The following is a 19,504-nucleotide window of genomic DNA, read 5'->3' as shown; positions in this document are numbered from 1 at the left end:
AGAGCGACCGGATCATAAGCACGGTGCTATGATGCCGGCGAGGGCTTCGTTCAAAGCGGTTGTCCCAAACGTCACGCCGGCTGCTGCTTGGCCCGCGGTAAGTCCGGCCGCGACAGGCGCCCGGGCGAACGCGTCGAGCGTGAGGACAGACCGGATCGCTGGCCCCCTTTTTCACTGTTCAGGGATCGATCACGCCGCCACGGCGAGGCGCACACCCAGGGCTTTCAGGACGCGCAACAAGGTGTCCAGCGTCGGATTGCCGTTGTCGCTGAAGGCTTTGTACAGCGCCTCGCGGCTGATGCCCGTCTCGCGGGCCAGTGCCGACATGCCGTGCGAGCGGGCAATCGTGTTCAACGCGCCCAGCAATTCCTCCGGAGTCCCGTCCTCGAGATAGGCATCGAGATAGGCTGCGATGTCGGCCGGGGTTTTCAGGACTTCGGCCGCATCCCAGGGCTTGGTCTCTATCGCCATTGTCAAACCTCCCGCGCCATAGTCTTGGCCCGTTCGATGTCCTGCGCCTGCGAGCCCTTGTCGCCGCCGCACAGCAGGATCACGACGACATCACCGCGCAGAGTGTAATAAACTCGGTATCCCGGCCCGAAAGAGAACCGCAATTCGCTGACGCCATCGCCGACGGACTTGGCATCGCCGAGGTTGCCCTGAGCGATACGGTCGATCCGCTTGGTGATCCGCGCCCGCGCCTGGACATCCCGCAAAGCGTTCAGCCAAGCGATGAATTCGCCGGTGCGGCGCACCTGGAACATGTTAGGTCTCGTGACCCAGAAAGCGGCGGAATGTCAACTATAATTCACATTCCGCCGCCTAGGACGCGTTCGAGATCCACGCGATTCCAGCGACCGTTCGTCCTTCCTCTTGCGGCCCCCGTGTCGCCTGGGTGCCGGTGGACCTCAATGCAGCTTCACCCGTGATTCGGTACGGCGAGTGAGCGCCCGGGCCAGGGCGTCGAGCGCCGTCTTGACGCTGCCGTGCAGGGCACGCTCGTGCATCTTGTAGAGCGAGCGGTACATCATCCGGGCGAACAGTCCGGCGATCAGCATGTTCTTGCCCCGGACGAAGCCCATCAGGCTCCCCACCGTGGAGTATTCCCCGAGCGAGACCAGCGAGCCGAAATCCTTGTACTTGAACGGCTTCAGGGGCTTGCCGTCGATCTTGGCCTGGATCTGGCCGATCAGGTGGCTGGCCTGCTGGTGGGCCGCCTGCGCCCGGGGCGGCACCGGCGTATCCGAGCCGGCCTCGACCAGGTAGGCGCAGTCGCCCATCGCGAAGATGTCCGGGTCGCGGGTGGTCTGCAGGGTCGGGGCGACCACCAGCTGGTTGGTCCGGGTGGTCTCGAGCCCGCCGATGCCCTGCAGGAACGGCGGCGCCTTCACGCCGGCCGCCCAGACCACCAGCTCCGACGGGATGAAGGTGCCGTCGGCCAGCTGCACGCCGTCCGCACGCACCTCTGTCACCCGCGCCTTCACGCGAACGTCCACCCCGATCTTGTTGAGGAGCTGCATCACCTCCACCGAGAGGCGCTGCGGCACCGCCGGCAGGATCCGTTCGGCCGCCTCGACCAGGGTGATCCGGATGTCCTTGCCCGGGTCGATCCGGTCGAGGCCGGTGGCGACAACGTGGCGGAAGGTCCGGTGCAACTCGGCCGCGAGTTCGGTGCCGGTGGCGCCGGCCCCGATCACCGTGACGTGGAGCTGGCCGGGCCGGACCGGGCCGGCCTGCGTGTGGGCCCGCAGGGACGCGTTGACCAGGCGCTGGTGGAAGCGCACCGCTTGGTCCTGGGTGTCCAACGCGATGGCGTGCTCGGCGACGCCCGGCGTCCCGAAATCGTTGGTGGTCGAGCCGACCGCCATCACCAGGGTGTCGTAGGGCACCGAGCGCTCCGGCGTGACCTCGCGGCCCTCGGGATCGTGGCTCGCTGCGAGCCGGATCGTGCGCGCCTCCCGGTCGAGCCCGGTCATGCTGCCGATTCGGTATCGGAACCCATGCTTGTGGGCGTGGTGCAGGTAATCGACCGCGTGGTGGCCGATATCGAGGCTGCCGGCCGCGACCTCGTGGAGCAGCGGCTTCCAGATATGCGTGCGGGCGCGGTCGACCAGGGTGACGTGCGCGCGCTTGCCGCGTCCCAGCTTGTCGCCGAGCTTCGTCACCAGCTGGAGCCCGGCGGCCCCGCCGCCGACCACGACGACGCGATGCAGGCCGGACTCGTTCTCGTCGGGTACCATCGACACCCTTTCTCCCCACGGGTCGGGATTGACGCCCCGGCCGGATTAAACGCCTCGGAGGTCCGCTTGCCACATCTGCCGGCCGAGCGCACGCGTGACCAGAGCACGCGCGGGCGTCGCCGGTCAGGCGGCGGGGGCGCCGGGCTGGCGCAGGGGATGCGCCTCGGCGACCGCCGGCAGGGCGAGGCAGGCCTCGGCGATCCGGGCGACCGTCGGGTAGGCGGCCGTGTCGATCCCGAAGATGCCGGTCCCGACCCAGAGGCTGACGAGGCACAGGTCGGCATGGCTCACCGTGTCGCCCTGGCAGAAGCGGCCGGTCCCGTCCTCGGTGGCGAGTCGGGTCTCGAGGGTCGTCAGGCCGGTCTCGAACGCGTTGCGCAGGAAGGCCAGCATCCGCTCCCGGGGCAGCCCGTACTCCTCCATCAGGAACGTGCGGACGCGGGGCACGTAAAGCGGGTGGGTGTCGCAGGCCACGACCTGGGCGAGGGAGCGTGCCCGGGCCCGCGCCCGCGGCTCGTCCGGCAGCAGGCGAACGCCGCCCCGCGTCTCCTCCAGGTAATCGAGGATCGCCAGGGATTGGGTCAGCGGCGGCCCGTCCCCGTCGAACAGGGCCGGCACCGCACCCTGCGGGTTGATCCTGCGGAACTCGGGCTTGTGCTGGTCGCCGGCGTCGAGGTCGATGAAGGTCTCCTCGTAGGCGAGGCCCTTCAGCTTCAGGGCGATCCGGACCCGGAAGGCCGCGGCGGAGCGCCAGTTGCCGTACATGTGCATGGGTGGGGTTCCGAACTGCGGTGCCTTCGGCGCCACTGACGCGCGAAGACACCGCGATTCGTCGCCTGCGGCAAGTCACGTCGGCCGGGACGGGCCGGCGCCGCGTCGCTACACCACCGATCGCACGGCGCTACGATCCTCCGACGGCAGGGCCGCCGCTACGAGCCGGGCGCCCGCTGTTCGCCCACCGATGCCCGCAGCGATGCACCGGTCTTGCGCTTACCTTTGCGCTTGACGTTGTGGGGATAGGGCAGGCTGTCGGAATAAGGCAGCGTCACGGGAATTTTTGACGTGTCGTCGGCGACCACGTCGTGCGATCCCGCCGACACGGACCGCAACTCGTCGTATCGCGGCAGTGCCGGGCGCACGATGTCATGGCCGGCGACACACCACCGCGCCGCCGCCGCGGCATGGATCCGGGCCGTGTGCAGGACCGGGACCGCATGCGGTTTGTTGAACGCCAGGGCGATCTCCGATGAGGCGACGACGATTCCGTCGACGTTCTGCGCTTCGAAGTCCGTCATGATCTGGTTGTAATTTTCGAGTTCGAGCGCCGTGCACTCGCCGTTGTAGATCCGATTGCAGACTGAGTAGTCGATGTTGACCCACAGGTTCTGGTTTGGAAGCACCACATCCACGTCGTGATGTCCGCGGATCAGATCCCCGTAATAGGAGTTGCTCATCGTCACGGAAGTGCCGATGAAGCCGACCTTCTTCAGGGACAGCCGCCGGATCTCCTCGATCAAGGCGTCCCGGATGTGCAGCACCGGCACGGCGAGATGGACCGACTCCCGCTCGAGAACGCAGTGAAGGGTGTCGCTGGTGATCATCAGCCCGTCGACGCCCTCCAGCAGAAGATTGGCTACGGCTTCCTCGATCTGATGGGCGATCGCGGGCCAGCCGTCCTGCGAGAGGAGATGAACGATCGTATCCGGATCGAAGCTCCACGTGATAAGGTTTGCGGTGGCGCGATTGCAGGTCAGATCGAGAACTTCACGGTTGATCAGATTGTGATCTCTGATCGTCGAAGGACGGCTCAATCCCCCGAGGACGCCTAATTTTCTAGAGACGGAAATCATCTTGCGCTCCCCCATTCAGCGTCATGACGATGTGTCCGCCATCCGGGATACACTTCAACCTGGATGCGCTGGAACATGTGCGGAGCATCGCCCGTTCTGTGCTCGATCCCGGGCGGTGCTGATGACTTGCGAGAGGGGTGTTGGACGCGAATAGGATCGATGTTCGAGCCCGGACGCTGTTCGTCCAGGTTCGATAGGTCTGATCGCCGAACGAAGACCTCGACCCGATTCGCGCGCAAAACTCCCGCTCGGATTGTCGTTTCGGAACCGGGACAGGATCTCGGCTTCTATGTCGGCGCGAGAAAGACTGCCTATCGTGTCAGTCTGCGACGAGTCGTAACGAACGATAACGCTCCGGCTTGTTCACAGTGATCTCGTCGAAAGAAAAGTCAAAGACTTTATGGCTGGCAATGCCAATATTTTTGATACGGAGAAGGACTAATTTTTCCTCGTTTGGCATGCGGCTTGAACGATGGGCATCGGCGGGATTCAGTCTTGGCCCCATCCCACGCAGCTGAGCCAAGACGTCACCTGAACTATCGGTCTATTTCAAAATTCCGTGATCGAAATTATTGCGCCGGCAACCTTAGAATAGTTTTATTCCAAAGAGGAAATGCCGCGTCGCGTTGGTTGATTGCCTGGAGGCCGTGCCGATGCGGTTCGCTTCCCACCGTGCCAGGGACGATCCGATCGCCGGATCGACGGGCGCGGTGATCGAGGGGCGCGGACAGATGCGGCGTTCCCGGAGAGGTTTCCGCCCCGGCCGGGGGCGCCCGAGGCGGCAGCCCGAGGGGGGCGACAAGTCCGGCCCGCCGGCCCATATCGGGTGACCGTCCCGGAGAGCGCTCACGATGGCCGATCAGCCCGATTCACGCCGCTTCATCCCGCTGGGGATTGCGGTGCTCACCGTCTCGGATACCCGCCGGATGGCGGACGATCGCTCGGGCGACACGCTGAGCCAGCGCCTCACGGAGGCCGGCCACCGGCTCGCCGCCCGGGCCATCGTGCCGGACGAGATCCCGGCGATCCGCGCGCAGGTCGAGGCCTGGCTGCGCGATCCGGCGGTCGACGTGGTGATCACCACCGGCGGTACCGGCTTCACCGGGCGCGACGTGACCCCGGAGGCCCTGGAGCCGCTGTTCGAGAAGCGGATGGAGGGTTTTTCCGCGGTGTTCCACCGCATCTCGTACGACAAGATCGGCACCTCGACCCTGCAATCCCGGGCCACCGCCGGAGTCGCGCAGGCGACCTACCTGTTCGTGCTGCCGGGCTCGCCCGGGGCCTGCCGGGACGCCTGGGACGGCATCCTGGCGCAGCAGCTCGACTATCGGCACCGCCCCTGCAACTTCGTCGAGATCATGCCGCGGCTCGACGAGCACCTGCGGCGGGGTGCCAGCATCACGGCGTGACCGCGTTGCCTTCCTTGCGGCGCAGGACCGAATGCCTGCGGCCGTAGAAGAAATACACGACCAGCCCGATCGCCATCCAGATCACCAGGCGCAGCCAGGTATCGAGGGGCAGGCCGGCCATCAGCAGCAGGCAGAACAGGATTCCGAGGATCGGCACCACCGGCACGGCGGGAACCCGGAACGGCCGCTTCATGTGCCGGTCGGTCCGCCGCAGGTAGATCACCGAGCCGCAGACCAGGATGAAGGCGGCCAGCGTTCCGATGCTCACCATCTCGCCCAGGATGTTGATCGGCACCAGTGCCGCCACGAGGGCGACCACGGTCCCGATCAGCGCCTGGCTGCGATACGGGGTCTGATAGGTCGGGTGGACGTGGGCGAACAGCTTCGGCAGCAACCCGTCATTGGCCATCGTGAAGAAGATCCGGCTCTGGCCGTAGAGCAGCACCAGGATCACCGTGGTCAGGCCGGTGAGCGCCCCGAGCTTGATCAGCAGGGCGAACCAGCCGATGCCGATCACGTCGACGCCCTTGGCGATCGGGTCGGGGACGTTCAGCTCCTTGTAGGGCACCAGCCCGGTGAGGACCGCGGCCACCAGCACGTACAGGATCGTGCAGACGATCAGCGAGCCGAGGATGCCGATCGGCATGTCCTTCTGTGGCTTGCGCGCCTCCTGGGCGGCTGTGGACACCGCGTCGAAGCCGATGAAGGCGAAGAACACCACGCCCGCGCCGCGCAGGATGCCGCTGTAGCCGTACTCCCCGAAGGTACCCTCGTTGGGCGGGATCAGCGGGCTCCAGTGGGCGGTATCGACATGGCCCCAGCCGAGCGCGATGAAGGCCACCACCACGGTGAGCTTCACGGCCACCATGATGTTGTTGAACCGCGCCGATTCCTTGGTGCCGCGCATCAGCAGGATCGTAACCAGGGCCACGATCACCACCGCCGGCAGGTTGAACAGGGCGGTGCCGCCGCCGTCGATCGCCGTGCCCGGCGCATGTGCAAACCGGGCCGGGATCACGAGGCCGACGTCCTTCAGGAGGCTCGTGACGTAGCCCGACCAGCCCACCGCCACCGTGGCCGCGCCCATGGCGTATTCGAGGATCAAGTCCCAGCCGATCAGCCAGGCGAAGAACTCGCCGAGCGTGGCGTAGGTGTAGGTGTAGCTCGATCCCGCCACCGGGATCAGCGCGGCCATCTCGGAGTAGCAGAGGCCGACGAACGCGCAGGCGATGCCGCCGAGCACGAAGGACAGCATGATGCCCGGCCCGGCATATTGGGCCGCCGCCGTGCCGGTGAGCACGAAGATGCCGGCGCCGATGATCGCGCCGATGCCCATCGCGGTGATCGACAGGGCGCCGAGCGACTTCGAGAGCTGCTGCTCGCCCTCGCCGCTCTCCAGGATGTCGTCGACGGACTTCCGCCCCATCAGGCCCGAGGAGTCCATCGTCGCATCCCTCCCGGCGGCGCGCAGGGAATTGGCGCGCCAGCAACGACTTATTCAGCAAGTTTCCTGCCGTCACGCCAGGAATTTTCGGACACTTTCAGTCAATAACGACAAGACGAGCTGCGACATTCTGTCGATCAGGGCCTGTCGATCCGGGCGATGAGCGGCCGGACCTTGAGCCGGGGTGCGAACGCCGCGCCGGCCCGCAGCGCCTCACGCCGCACCACGTCGCCGGCCCGGGCCTGCCGCGCGCCCAGGATCCCCTCGATCCGGCCGACGGCGCGGCCGGCCCAGCCCGAGGCGGGGCGGTGGAGGCGGCCGAGGCCGGTTTCCGGCCGGGCGGTGCCGATGAAGCGGTCGAGGGTGCGGATCCAGCCTTCGGCCGGAACATCCCCGGCTTCCAGGCACAGCACCCAATCCCGTCGCGCCTGCGCGGCCCCGGCCCCATAGGGATCTTTGCCCCGGTGGAGCACCAGGGCCGCCCCGGTGGCGTCCGCGATGGCGGCCGCCGCGTCGCTGTCCCGGCCGGTCACGATCACGGCGTCGCCGACCAGACCGCCGGCCACGCCCGACACCAGCACGCTGAGCGTGTCGGCGAGGCGGTCGATCGCGTCCGGATCGGCCGGGTCGGCCAGGTAGGTCACCGCGGAGAGCATCTGCGCGCCCATAGACGATTCTGCGCGGCGGTAAACCGGGCCGCGGCGTCTCGCCCGGGCTCGCCGGCGTTTGCCTGAAATTGAGGCGCCGGAGGCGCTGTGTTCGCGCTATGTTCCACGTGAAACACGAGGCGCCTGGCATGGCTAAGATTCCCAAAGGCTCGACACCCGTCGCCCCTGTGCGTCTGGGATCGAGCACGTTGCCTCCGGAGGCCCGACGCGGCCGGGGTGCCACGGCGAACCCGACGAGCCGCTACGAGGCGGCCAGCCGCGAGGTCTTCCAGGATCCCGATTGGGAACCCGATATACCCGCCACCCTGCGCACGCAGGTGACGCTGGAGCGGGCCGCGCGGATCATCGCCCGCAATACCTCGCCCGATATCCCGTTCGACCGCTCGGTGAACCCGTATCGCGGCTGCGAGCACGGCTGCATCTACTGTTACGCGCGCCCGACGCATGCCTGGCTTGGGCTTTCGCCCGGCCTCGATTTCGAATCCCGGATCTTCGCCAAGCCCGATGCCGCCAAGCTGCTCGCGCGCGAGATCGCCGCGCCGGGCTACCAGCCGGAGACGATCGCGCTGGGGACCGCCACCGATCCCTACCAGCCGGTGGAGCGGGAGTACCGGATCACCCGAGCGGTGCTGGAGGTGCTTCAGGCCGCGCGTCACCCCGTCGGCATCACCACCAAGTCCGACCTCGTCCTGCGCGACCTCGACATCCTGGCCGAGATGGCCGCGGACAACCTCGTGCTCGTGGCGGTTTCGCTGCCGACGCTGGACCCGCGCCTCGCCCGCCTGCTCGACCCGCGGGCGCCGCGGCCGGAGAAGCGGCTGGCCGCGATGCGGCGCCTGTCCGAGGCCGGCGTGCCCGTGATGGTCAACGTCTCGCCGATCATCCCGGGCCTGACCGACCACGAGATCGAGGCGATCCTGGCCCAAGCCCGCGACCACGGCGCCAGCCGCATCGGCCATGCCCTGCTGCGCCTGCCGGGGGAGGTCGCCGACCTCGTCGCCGACTGGTTCTCCGAGCACTATCCCGAGCGCCGCGCCCGGGCCTTCGCGTTGCTGGCGCAGGCCCGGGGCGGACGCGAGAACGATTCCCGCTTCGGCCACCGCTTCCGCGGCGAGGGGGCCTATGCCGAGATGATCGGCCGGCGGGTCCGCCTCGCGGGCGGGCGGCTCGGCTTCGCGTTCGGGCGCATGGCGCTGAACACGGCGGCGTTCCGCAAGCCCGGGGCGCAGCTCGCCCTGTTCTGAAGCGCGGCGGCGCGTCACAGCCGCAATGGCTCCACCGACGCAGGCCGCACGAACCGGAGCCTTCGCTCATGACAGCGGCCCGCCGCCGGAAGCAGATGTCAGCGCGCCGGAGTCGGTCGAAAGTCCAGCCGTTATCGGGGCTTGATCGAGATATATTCTGCGGACATCACGAACAAAGATCCTAGTCATCACAGCATAACTGATAAAAATCGTCATAAAAGCGAGTTGCAAACGTCATCGTTCGGATCCACAGAGGTTACGCCGACGTAAGATCTTTAGATTTGTTCCAAATCGGGATCAAAAATCGATCGGTGCCGCATCAACACCGTGACGGAACCGACGCCGATGTCTCGTGGGCAACCCCTTATGTTTGCCGGATTCGAGCTCACGACACTCACGATCGGCAAGATCCTGTGCGCGACGCTGTTCTCGATGAGCGCCATGCTGATCGCCTCGGAGGTGTCCACCCTTCGTGAAGCCCAGGTGCAGGCGGATCGGAGCCACCGTGTGGTGGCCTTGACCGAGGCGAGCCGGACGCTCCTCAAGGATCTCCTGGCCATCCGCATGGAGCGTGGCCGCACGCTCCAGGCCCTGAAGGCCGCCGACCCCATTCCCGCGAAGGACGTGGCGCTGATCGCCACACAGCGCGAGACCATCGCGGGCGGTCTCGAACGGCTCGCGACGCTCGCCCGGGATGTGGATGCGCCTTCGGTCGTGGCGAAGGTCGAGCCGCTTCAGCGGGCCTACGAGGCCACGCTCAAGCTCCGCCCGCAGGTCGATGCCGCCTTGGCGGTGCCGGCGGCTCAGCGACCCACCGGCACGCTGCCGGCCATCGCGGAGGCCTCCCAGGCCCTGCTCGACGCCTTCCTAGCCACCAACGACGCGGTCGATGCCGCCATCCCGCGCGGCGACGCCACCCTCGCGCATTACCTCGACCTCAAGCGCGCAGCCTGGGCCTCGCGGGCCCTGATCGGCGGCGTGGTCGTCCGGATCGAAGCTGCCGTCGCCGCCGGCACCCCGTGGACTCAAGGCGACATCGTCGCCGCGGCCGAGGAGCGCGGGCGGCTGGCTGCCGCCTGGGCCGGCGTCGTGGCGGCCGCCGCCGACGAGACCTCGGACTTGGTCCGGGCCGCCTTCCGCAAGGCCAGGGCCGACAACTTCGAGGGTGAGGCCGAGGCACGCCGCAAGGCCGCCACGGAGGCCCTCACACAGGGCCGGCCGACCGGGCTCTCCATCGACGAGCTGCGCATCCGCCACACCGCCGAGGTCAACACGATCTCCGACCTGGCGAGCGCGGCCCTCGACGCGCTGGTGGACCGAGCCCAGGCGTTGACCGACGAGGCGCGCGCCTCCCTGTTGCGGATCGCCCTGTTCCTGCTCGCGGCTCTCCTGCTGACCGGCGTCGGCACCCTGGTCGTGGTCCGACGCGTGCTGCTGCCGATTCGCCGGATGACCGATGCCATGCGGGCGCTGGCCGCGGGCGACGCATCCGTCATGGTCCCGGCTCCGAGGCACCAGGACGAGATCGGCGCCATGGCCGCCGCCGTTCAGGTGTTCAAGGACAACCTGCTCCGGACCCGACAGCTCGAAGCCGAGGCGGACGAGACGCGCCGCGCCGCCGAGGATCAGCGCCGGGCGGTCATGCACCGGATGGCCGAGACCTTCGAGGCGGCGGTCTCCGGCATCGTCACCCAGGTCTCGTCCGCCGCCACCGAGCTGCAAGCCACGGCCTCGCAGATGACCGCGAGCGCGCAGGAGACCGCGAGCCAGTCCGGCGCGGTGGCGGCGGCGGCGGGACAATCGGCCTCCAACGTCAGCACCGTGGCGAGTGCCGCCGAGCAACTCGGCAGCAGCGTCGCGGAGATCGGTCGCCAAGTGGAGGGCTCGACCATCCTGGCCCAGCGGGCGGTCGGCGAATCGGACCAGACCGCCACCCTCGTGTCCGAGCTGAGCGCCGCCGCCGCCCGGGTCGGCGACGTCGTCCAGCTGATCGCCTCGATCGCCGCGCAGACCAACCTTCTGGCGCTCAACGCCACCATCGAGGCGGCCCGCGCCGGCGAGACCGGGCGCGGCTTCGCGGTCGTGGCGGCCGAGGTGAAGGAACTCGCCAGCCAGACCGCCAAGGCGACCGAGGAGATCGCCAGCCAGATCGGTCGGATCCAGGGCGTCACCGGCGAGGCCGTGGACGCGATCGGCACGATCGCCAGCCGCATCCGGGAGATCAACGCGGTCGCGACCACGATCGCGGCGGCGGTGGAGCAGCAGGGCGCGGCGACCCGGGAGATCGTCCGCAACGTCACCCAGGCGACCGCGGGCACGCAGGAGGTCACGGGCAACATCGCCGGGGTGGCGCAGGCCGCCGAGCAGACCGGCGCCGCGGCCGAGCAGGTCCTGGCCTCCGCCACCGGGTTGTCGCGCCAGTCGGAGCAACTCGCGGCGGAGGTGGATCGCTTCCTGGCCGATGTCCGAGCCGCCTGACTGCTGACGGGCCGCCGTCGCGACACGCCGAAGTTTTTGTCTCGGGCTTGGACACAGGTTGTGAAACTTGATCCGGCCGGCGTGTTCACCGCGGCGAGGTAAGGCGGACATTGATTCGTTGCGGTCGAGTCAAGGGTTCGTTTGTCGGTTGGCTGATTTACTTCGGCGAGAAAATAAAATAGCCGCCGTCCTGCAGGATTTTTCATCGTAAAATCATCGTTGACCGACGCAAGACTCAAGATAAATAAGCGACAAGCTCGCGAGATTGAGGATTTTAGATGCGTCGACCCGAAAATATGACCGATGGAGTGCTGCTACTACTTGGTTTGGTCATAGCATTGTTCGGTTTATTTTTGGCCGGCGGTGGTGCATACTTGGTATGGCTCGGCGGCAGCTGGTATTTCGCGGCCATGGGCGCCGCGATGCTCGTCTCCGGCGTTCTGGTTGCTCAACGTCGGCGCGCCGGGGCGCTGCTCTACGGCGGGGCGTTCGTCCTGACCGGGATCTGGGCGGTCTGGGAGGTCGGGTTCGCGTTCTGGCCGCTGGTCTCGCGCCTGTTCGCCCTGGCGGTCCTCGCCTGCGTGGTCGCCCTGTTCGCACCGCTGCTCGATCGATCCGGCGGCGGCGTATGGCGCCGGGCATCCCTGGGCCTCGCCGCCGCGCTGGCGCTGGCCCTGGTGGCGACCACGCTGCGGGCCTTCCAGCCGGTGCCGATCATCGCGGCGACCGAGATCCCGGCTGTGCACCCGGCCACGCAGGCGGGGCCGCAGGTGGACTGGACGGCCTGGGGCAACACCAACGGCGGCACCCGCTTCGCCGGGCTGACGCAGATCGACGCCACCAACGTCGCCAAGCTGCGGCCGGCCTGGACCTTCCGCACCGGCGACATCGCCGTCAGCAACGGCTTCGGGGCGGAGGACCAGACCACGCCGCTCCAGATCGGCGACACCGTCTACGTCTGCACGCCGAACGACATCGTCGTCGCCCTCGACGCCGACACCGGCACGCAGCGCTGGCGCTACGACCCGCAGGCGAGCGCGCCGCAATGGCAGCGGTGCCGCGGGCTCGGCTATCACGACGCGGGCGCCGCCGAGGGCGGGAAGGTCTGTCCCCGCCGCCTGCTGCTGGCTACGATCGATGCGCGCCTGATCGCCCTCGACGCGGCCACCAGCCAGCCCTGCACCGATTTCGGCACGGACGGCACGGTCGATCTCAAGACCGACATGGGCGAGGTCAAATCCGGCTTCTACACGCAGACCGCCGCGCCGCTGATCGCCGGCGACCTCGTGGTGGTCGGCGGACGGGTCGCCGACAACATCGAGACCGGCGAGCCCGGCGGCGTGGTCCGCGCCTACGCTGTCGGCACCGGCGACCTGCGCTGGGCCTGGGATCCGGGCAACCCGGCGACCACGCGCCTGCCGCCGCCCGGTGAGACCTACACGCGGGGTACGCCGAACGTCTGGACCAGCACGGCCTACGACTCGGCCCTGGGCCTGATCTACGCGCCCACCGGCAACGCGACGCCCGACTTCTTCGGCGGCCACCGGACGGCCCAGGACGACGCCACCAACTCGTCGATCTTCGCCCTCGACGCGGCGACCGGGCGACCGCGCTGGCACGTCCAGCTCGTTCACAAGGATCTATGGGACTTCGACGTCCCGGCCCAACCCGCTCTCTACGACCTGCCGGACGGGAAGGGCGGCACCGTGCCTGGGCTGATCGCCGCGACCAAGCACGGCCAGATCTTCCTGCTGAACCGCGAGACCGGCGCCCCGATCGCGCCGATCACCGAGCGGCCGGTCCCGCAGGGCAGCGTGCCGGGTGAGCGTTATGCGCCGACGCAGCCCTACTCGGACATGCCGTCGATCGGCGCCGAGACCCTGACGGAAGCCGACATGTGGGGGGCGACGCCCTTCGACCAGCTCCTGTGCCGGATCCAGTTCAAGGGCATGCGCCACGCGGGGACCTTCACCCCGCCGGGCTTCGACACCGCCCTCCAGATGCCGGGCTCGCTCGGCGGCATGAACTGGGGCAGCACCGCGATCGACATGACCCGGGACTACCTGATCGTGAACGACATGCGGTTGGGCCTGTGGAACCGGCTGATCGCGCGGGACCAGGTCGAGACCGGCAAGGCCGCCGGAACCGAGATGGGCCTGTCGTCGATGCGCGGCACCCCCTACGTCTCCGTCCGCAACCGCTTCGTGTCAGCGCTGAACATCCCGTGCCAGAAGCCGCCCTTCGGCACGCTGACGGCCATCGACCTGAAGGCCCGCCGGATCGCCTGGCAGGTCCCGCTTGGCACGGTGGAGGATACCGGGCCGCTGGGGATCAAGATGCACCTGCCGATCCCGATCGGCCTGCCCTCGCTCGGCGGCTCGCTGGTGACCGGTTCGGGCCTGATCTTCTTCGCCGGGACGCAGGATTACTACCTGCGGGCGTTCGAGGCCGCGACCGGCCGCGAGGTCTGGAAGGGCCGCCTGCCGGTGGGCAGCCAGGGTGCGCCGATGACCTACAGGTCGCCCAAGACCGGCCGGCAATACGTCGTGATCACGGCCGGCGGCGCGCGCCAATCACCCGACCGCGGCGACTACGTGGTCGCCTACGCGCTGCCTGGCGATCCCGCATCGCAGTGATCCGGTCCGAAGGCGGCAAAATCGGGGTTTGCAAAGGGCGAGCCCTTTGGCGGGGTCTGGGGCGGAGCCCCGGAGAACTGCAGGGCGCTGCCCTGCATCCGCAAAAGATCTCGACCTTTTGAAACCTAGCCGAACCCGCGGGTGAAGCTGAGGCGGTGGTGTGGGCTTCGGCCGAGTGTGGTCAGGCCGGCGCGGTGCAGGGCCGTGCCGTAGCCGACGTTGCGCTCCCAGCCGTAACCCGGATGGCGCTCGGCGAGGCGACGCATGAGGTCGTCGCGAAACACCTTGGCGACGATCGAGGCGGCGGCGATCTGCGGCACCAGCCCGTCGCCGCCGATCACGGCCCGGCCCGGCAGGCCCGGCAGGGCGTCCCGGCCATCGACCAGGACCGGCGCCGCGATCCCGAGGCGCGCCACCGCCCGCAGCATCGCGTCGAGGGTCGCGGCGCGGATGTTGATGCGGTCGATCAGGGCCCGGGAACCCGCCGCCACGGCAACCCGGGCATGGGCGCGGATCAGCGGCGCCAGATGCGCGCGGATCGGTTCGGGCACGCGCTTGCTGTCGTCGAGGGCCGCCAGCAGGGCCGGGGGGATCGCAGCCGGGTCGAACCAGACCGCCGCCACCACCACGGGGCCGCACAGGGCGCCGCGCCCGACCTCGTCGCAGCCGATCACCGCCGGATAATCCGCGGCCCGGGCCGGATCGAACGGCTGGGTGAGGGCGGGTGTTGTTCGTTTCGCGGGCGGCGGTTTCTGAACGGACATGATGGCGCCGTCCTGCCATCTCGCGCCGCCGCCGTCACCGTTCAGGCGGCGTTCCGGGTCCCCCGCTGGCCGCCATGCGCCTCGATGATGTTGCCGAAGAACTGGTCGGCGCTGACGTCCCAGCCCCGGCGCAGCGCCTCCTGCCGGCACTCGGCCCGGGACAGGCGAAGCGCCGCGAGGGCCGCCGCGCGCAGGTCCTGGTCGAGGATGCCGACCCGGGTCCCGCTCAGCACGTCGTTGGGGCCGGGCACCGGGAAGGCCGCGATCGGCAGGCCGCAGGCCATCGCTTCCAGCAGCACGATGCCGAACGTGTCGGTGAGGCTCGGGAACACGAAGGCGTCGCAGGCGGCGTAGACGGACGCGAGCGCCGCCCCGGTCCGGGTGCCGAGGAAGCGTGCCTCCGGGGCCAAGGCCTGCAGGCGTGCCCGGTCCGGCCCGTCGCCGACCACGATCTTCGTTCCGGGCAGGTCGAGGCTCAGGAAGGCCGCGAGGTTCTTCTCCACGGCGAGCCGCCCGACATACAGGAACAGCGGCCGGGGCAGGCCGGCGAGGTCCGTCGGCGGCGGCTCGCCGGGGGCGGCCGGCCGGAACCGCTCGGTGTCGACCCCGCGGGTCCAGCGCATCAGCTGGGAGAAGCCTTTCGCCTCCAGTTCCGCCTGCAGGGAGACGGTGCTGACCATGGTCCCGCGCGCCGCGCCGTGGAAGCGGCGCAGATACGCGTAGGACCACGCCTCCGGCACCGGCAGCCGGGCGGCGAGGTATTCCGGAAACCGCGTGTGATAGCTCGTTGTGAACGGCAGGCCGTTGGCCAGGCAGTGCCGCCGGGCCGCGAAGCCGATCGGTCCCTCGGTGGCGATATGGACGTGGCTCGGGCGTTCGGCCGCCCAGCGCTCCGCCACCCGGTCCCGCCCGGCCATGGCGAGGCGGATCTCCGGGTAGCCGGGCAGGGGCAGGGAGCGGAAGTCGGCCACCGAGAGCAGCGTGGTCTCGAAGCCGTGCTCGGGCGCCCGGCGGACCATCTGCTCCAGGGAGCGGACCACGCCGTTGACCTGCGGGTGCCAGGCGTCGCTGGCGATGAGGAGCTTCACGCGTGGGTTCCTCACGCCACCGCGCGCCGGCCCGCCACGGGGCGCGGTGCGGCTTCGGCCTCGCGCGCCCGCAGGATGCTGGGATAGTGCAGCACCTCGATCCGGCCGTCGTAATGCTCGATCAGGCCGGTGCAGGATTCGACCCAGTCGCCGGTGTTGAGGTAGCGCAGGTCGCCGATCGCCCGGTCGGCGGCGTGGTGGATGTGCCCGCAGATCACCCCGTTGGCGCCCTGGCGGCGCGCCTCCTCGGCCAGGATGGTCTCGAACCGGCCGATGAAGCTGACGGCGTTCTTCACCCGCAGCTTCGCCCAGGCCGACAGCGACCAGTAGGACAGGCCAGCGCGCCGCCGGATCCGGTTGATCACGGTGTTAAGGGTCAGCGCCAGCGTGTAGGCGCCGTCGCCGAGATGGGCGAGCCAGGGCGAGTGCCGCACCACCATGTCGAACTGGTCGCCATGGATCACCAGGTAGCGCCGCCCGTCGGCCGCCTCGTGGATCGCGGTCTCGGCGATCTCGATGCCACCGAAATTCGTGCCGACGTAGTCCCGCAGGAACTCGTCGTGGTTGCCCGGCAGGTAGACGATCCTGGTGCCCTTGCGGACCTTGCGCAGGAGCTTCTGGACGACGTCGTTGTGCTCCTGCGGCCAGTACCACCCAGAGCGCAGCTGCCAGCCGTCCACGATGTCCCCGACCAGGTAGACCGTGTCGGCGTCGTAATCCCTCAGGAACGACAGAAGGAGCCCGGCCTGGCAGCCGCGCGTCCCGAGATGCAGGTCGGACAGGAACAGCGTCCGGACCCGGACCGGCATCTCCTCTTCCTCGGCCACGTCACCCTCCCGGCGGTCGAACGGTGCCGGGATCCAGAGCGCGATCACGTCTCAGTTTGATGACGCGGGCCCGAATCGCTGTGGGGTGTCTTGGTGCGCCGCAGCAGAAGTCCTCAAACGCGGATAGCTGACGTTGCGATGCACAAAAAATTTTTTTACCGAGATCCCGAAGTTTTTCCGGTTTTGCTTCCCAGCTTCGCCGCCTCATAATACCAGACGACCGGTGGCTCGGCATGAGCCGGGCCGGACGCGGACTGGAAGGCGGCGAGGGCGGCCAGGGTGCCTTGAGACGAGGCGCCGTAGACCGGGACGGCATTTCGGAGGCGACCGGCGCGGGGGCGCGCCGCGACGCGAGCGGCAAGACGCCGCCTGCCGCTCCGCTGAGCCCCCCGATCCACGGATGACACGGATGACGTTCGGGAGTCGCGGCGCGTGCCGCGCCCGCCGGCACCGCGCGCAGGAAGCTCGAGACGGCCGCCGAAGGCGCCGAAAACGTTTGAACAAACCGGCGCGGGTCCGCCCGCGCGCAACAGAGTTTTTGGAGGAAACACCATGGCCGCAACCCGGCGCCCCGGTCGCAACCATCTCTTCATCCCGGGCCCCACGAACATCCCGGATCGCGTCCTGCGCGCGATGCACGTGCCGTCCGAGGATCACCGCTCGCCGAGCTTCCCCGAGCTGACGAAGCCGCTGTTCCAGGACGCCAAGATGGTGTTCGGCTCGACCAACGGGACGATCATCCTGTTCCCGTCCTCGGGCACCGGCATCTGGGAATCGGCCCTGTCCAACACCCTGTGCCGCGGCGACACGGTGCTGACCGCGCGCTACGGCCAGTTCAGCCACCTCTGGGTCGACATGGCCCAGCGCCTCGGCCTCGAGGTCATCGTCCAGGACGAGGAGTGGGGCACCGGCGCCGATCCGCAGAAGATCGAGGAGGCCCTGCGGGCCGACAAGGACCACACCATCAAGGCCGTGATGGTCGTCCACAACGAGACCGCCACGGGCGTCACCAGCGACGTCGGCGCGGTCCGCAAGGCGATCGACGCCGCCGGCCACCCGGCGCTGCTGTTCGTGGACGGCATCTCGTCGATCGGCTCGCTGCCGTTCAAGATGGACGAATGGGGCGTCGACTGCGCCATCGCGGGGTCGCAGAAGGGCTTCATGCTGCCGGCCGGCCTCGGCCTGATCTGCATCAGCCCCAAGGCGCTGAAGATCGCCGAGGGCGGCGCCGGCCGGAACGACCGGCTCGGCCATGTCTACTTCGCCTGGAAGGACCAGCTCACCACCAACGCCACGGGCTACTTCCCCTACACGCCGGCGCTCCCGCTGCTCTACGGCCTGCGCGAAGCGCTGGAGATCGTGAAGGAAGAGGGGCTGGAGAACATCTACCACCGCCATCACGTGCTCGCCGAGGCGACCCGTCAGGCGGTCGCGGCCTGGGGCCTCAAGCCCTGCGCCAAGGAGCCCAAGTGGAACTCGGACACGGTCACGGCCATCCTGGTGCCGGAGGGCGTCGACGCCGCCAAGGTGATCACCCACGCCTATGAGCGCTACAACCTGTCCCTCGGCAGCGGCCTGTCCAAAGTCGCCGGCAAGGTGTTCCGCATCGGCCATATCGGCGACCTGAACGAGCTGTCGCTGCTGGGCGCCATCGCGGGTGCCGAGATGGCGCTGCTGGATTGCGGCGTGAAGGTCACGCCGGGTTCCGGCGTCGCCGCCGCCTCCAGCTACCTGCGCGAGAATCCGCTTCACAAGGCGTGATCCATGCACGCTGCCGGGGCGGGGCCGGGTTGCCGGCCCCGCCCCGGCGCGCAAGTAAGAACAAGAATCCCGAGGAAGCCGCCCGTTGCCCGAGAGGGGATCTATGACCAAGAAGATCGTGTTCCTGGACCGTGAGTCCCTCGACGCGACGGTCCGACCGTTCAACTTCCCGCACGATTACGTCGAGCACGAATCGACCTGGACGCCGGAGGACACGGTGTCCCGCCTCCAGGGCGCCGAGATCGCGCTGATCAACAAGGTCCCGATGCGGGCCGATACCCTGAAGCAGCTCCCCGACCTGAAGCTGATCGCGGTGGCCGCCACCGGCACCGACGTGGTCGACAAGGCTCAGGCCAAGGCCCAGGGCATCACGGTCGTCAACATCCGCAACTACGCCTTCAACACCGTGCCCGAGCACGTGGTCGGGCTGATGTTCGCGCTCCGGCGGGCGATCGTGCCCTACGCCAACTCGGTGCGGCGCGGCGACTGGGCGAAGTCTACGCAGTTCTGCTACTTCGACTACCCGATCTACGACATCGCCGGCTCGACGCTCGGCATCGTGGGCTACGGAGCACTCGGCAAGTCGATCGGCAAGCGCGCCGAGGCGCTGGGCATGAAGGTCCTGGCCTACGACGTGTTCCCGCAGGACGGCCTGGTCGATTTCGAGACGATCCTGACGCAGTCCGACGTGATCACGCTGCACGTACCGCTCACCCCCGACACCAAGGGGATGATCGGCGCCGCCGAACTCAAGCGGATGAAGAAGAGCGCCATCCTGATCAACACCGCTCGGGGCGGTCTGGTGGACGAGGCCGCGCTGCTGGCCGCGCTCAAGGACGGCACCATCGCGGGCGCAGGCTTCGACGTGGTCGCGCAGGAGCCGCCCAAAGACGGCAACATCCTGTGCGAGGCCGACCTGCCGAACCTGATCGTGACCCCGCACGTCGCCTGGGCCAGCAAGGAGGCGATGCAGATCCTGGCCGATCAGCTCGTAGACAACGTCGAGGCGTTCGTCGCGGGCAAGCCGCAGAACGTGGTCGAGTAGGGCTCGGGCTCTCCCTCCCCCCTCTGCGGGGGGAGGGTGGCCCCCGGAGG

The 19,504-nt window shown here is 68.7% G+C and carries 17 protein-coding genes; 6 read left to right on the top strand and 11 right to left on the bottom strand.

Going from position 1 to position 19,504, the window contains the following annotated elements; genetic code table 11:
* Positions 1–189 precede the first annotated feature (189 nt).
* The 6 genes from FV233_RS14830 to FV233_RS14805 all read right to left on the bottom strand — a co-directional run bounded on the left by FV233_RS14830 (position 190) and on the right by FV233_RS14805 (position 4,613).
* On the bottom strand, positions 190–471 hold the full coding sequence (locus FV233_RS14830; protein WP_147854436.1) for an addiction module antidote protein: 282 nt from the start codon (positions 469–471) through the stop codon (positions 190–192).
* 2 nt (positions 472–473) lie between these two features.
* The gene (locus tag FV233_RS14825) at positions 474–764 is read right to left on the bottom strand and encodes a type II toxin-antitoxin system RelE/ParE family toxin (RefSeq protein ID WP_147897903.1); all 291 of its coding nucleotides are present in this window, start codon (positions 762–764) and stop codon (positions 474–476) included.
* Between the two features lie 144 nt (positions 765–908).
* Positions 909–2,240: an NAD(P)/FAD-dependent oxidoreductase gene (locus FV233_RS14820; protein WP_147897907.1), complete on the bottom strand. Its 1,332-nt coding sequence runs from the start codon at positions 2,238–2,240 to the stop codon at positions 909–911.
* Between the two features lie 123 nt (positions 2,241–2,363).
* On the bottom strand, positions 2,364–3,011 hold the full coding sequence (gene maiA / locus FV233_RS14815) for a maleylacetoacetate isomerase (RefSeq protein WP_147897902.1): 648 nt from the start codon (positions 3,009–3,011) through the stop codon (positions 2,364–2,366).
* A gap of 158 nt (positions 3,012–3,169) precedes the next feature.
* Positions 3,170–4,090, bottom strand: a complete 921-nt coding sequence (locus tag FV233_RS14810) for an aspartate/glutamate racemase family protein (protein WP_187278112.1) — start codon at positions 4,088–4,090, stop codon at positions 3,170–3,172.
* A gap of 319 nt (positions 4,091–4,409) precedes the next feature.
* On the bottom strand, positions 4,410–4,613 hold the full coding sequence (locus FV233_RS14805; protein WP_147897900.1) for a hypothetical protein: 204 nt from the start codon (positions 4,611–4,613) through the stop codon (positions 4,410–4,412).
* A gap of 328 nt (positions 4,614–4,941) precedes the next feature.
* Here FV233_RS14805 and moaB point away from each other — a divergent pair, with 328 nt between their 5' ends.
* Positions 4,942–5,499: a molybdenum cofactor biosynthesis protein B gene (gene moaB / locus FV233_RS14800; protein ID WP_147897899.1), complete on the top strand. Its 558-nt coding sequence runs from the start codon at positions 4,942–4,944 to the stop codon at positions 5,497–5,499.
* On the opposite strand, the gene FV233_RS14795 is transcribed toward moaB, so the two are convergent.
* Both FV233_RS14795 and FV233_RS14790 read right to left on the bottom strand, forming a co-directional pair.
* Complete coding sequence (locus FV233_RS14795; RefSeq protein WP_147897898.1) at positions 5,489–6,943, bottom strand: amino acid permease; 1,455 nt, start codon at positions 6,941–6,943, stop codon at positions 5,489–5,491. The two genes, moaB and FV233_RS14795, sit on opposite strands and share 11 nt — an antisense overlap.
* Positions 6,944–7,080: 137 nt before the next feature.
* Positions 7,081–7,611, bottom strand: coding sequence for a hypothetical protein (locus tag FV233_RS14790; protein ID WP_147897897.1), 531 nt, complete (start codon positions 7,609–7,611; stop codon positions 7,081–7,083).
* A 128-nt stretch (positions 7,612–7,739) separates the two neighbouring features.
* On the opposite strand from FV233_RS14790, the gene FV233_RS14785 reads away from it, so the two are divergent.
* The 3 genes from FV233_RS14785 (at position 7,740) to FV233_RS14775 (ending at position 13,969) form a co-directional block, all read left to right on the top strand.
* On the top strand, positions 7,740–8,855 hold the full coding sequence (locus FV233_RS14785) for a PA0069 family radical SAM protein (RefSeq protein WP_147897896.1): 1,116 nt from the start codon (positions 7,740–7,742) through the stop codon (positions 8,853–8,855).
* Between the two features lie 366 nt (positions 8,856–9,221).
* Entirely contained in the window at positions 9,222–11,333 is a 2,112-nt protein-coding gene (locus tag FV233_RS14780; RefSeq protein ID WP_246689989.1) for a HAMP domain-containing methyl-accepting chemotaxis protein, read from the top strand.
* A 278-nt stretch (positions 11,334–11,611) separates the two neighbouring features.
* Positions 11,612–13,969: a membrane-bound PQQ-dependent dehydrogenase, glucose/quinate/shikimate family gene (locus FV233_RS14775; RefSeq protein ID WP_147897894.1), complete on the top strand. Its 2,358-nt coding sequence runs from the start codon at positions 11,612–11,614 to the stop codon at positions 13,967–13,969.
* 125 nt (positions 13,970–14,094) lie between these two features.
* On the opposite strand, the gene FV233_RS14770 is transcribed toward FV233_RS14775, so the two are convergent.
* Genes FV233_RS14770 through FV233_RS14760 form a run of 3 tightly spaced genes read right to left on the bottom strand, consistent with a single transcriptional unit; the run spans position 14,095 to position 16,648 of the window.
* Positions 14,095–14,733 (bottom strand): ribonuclease HII, encoded by a 639-nt coding sequence (locus tag FV233_RS14770; RefSeq protein WP_147856909.1) that lies wholly within the window; start codon positions 14,731–14,733, stop codon positions 14,095–14,097.
* Positions 14,734–14,774: 41 nt separating this feature from the next.
* On the bottom strand, positions 14,775–15,821 hold the full coding sequence (locus FV233_RS14765) for a glycosyltransferase family 1 protein (protein ID WP_147897893.1): 1,047 nt from the start codon (positions 15,819–15,821) through the stop codon (positions 14,775–14,777).
* An 11-nt stretch (positions 15,822–15,832) separates the two neighbouring features.
* The gene (locus FV233_RS14760; RefSeq protein WP_147856489.1) at positions 15,833–16,648 is read right to left on the bottom strand and encodes a UDP-2,3-diacylglucosamine diphosphatase; all 816 of its coding nucleotides are present in this window, start codon (positions 16,646–16,648) and stop codon (positions 15,833–15,835) included.
* Positions 16,649–17,200: 552 nt separating this feature from the next.
* Between FV233_RS14760 and FV233_RS14755 the strand changes: the two genes are divergently transcribed.
* Both FV233_RS14755 and FV233_RS14750 read left to right on the top strand, forming a co-directional pair.
* Positions 17,201–18,409 (top strand): aminotransferase class V-fold PLP-dependent enzyme, encoded by a 1,209-nt coding sequence (locus FV233_RS14755; RefSeq protein ID WP_147856487.1) that lies wholly within the window; start codon positions 17,201–17,203, stop codon positions 18,407–18,409.
* A 103-nt stretch (positions 18,410–18,512) separates the two neighbouring features.
* Positions 18,513–19,454: a D-2-hydroxyacid dehydrogenase gene (locus FV233_RS14750; protein WP_147856488.1), complete on the top strand. Its 942-nt coding sequence runs from the start codon at positions 18,513–18,515 to the stop codon at positions 19,452–19,454.
* Positions 19,455–19,504: the final 50 nt, after the last annotated feature.

The sequence above is a fragment of the Methylobacterium sp. WL7 genome, assembly GCF_008040085.1.
In the GTDB taxonomy this organism is placed as follows: domain Bacteria; phylum Pseudomonadota; class Alphaproteobacteria; order Rhizobiales; family Beijerinckiaceae; genus Methylobacterium; species Methylobacterium mesophilicum.
This window is presented reverse-complemented; position numbering and strand designations above follow the sequence as displayed.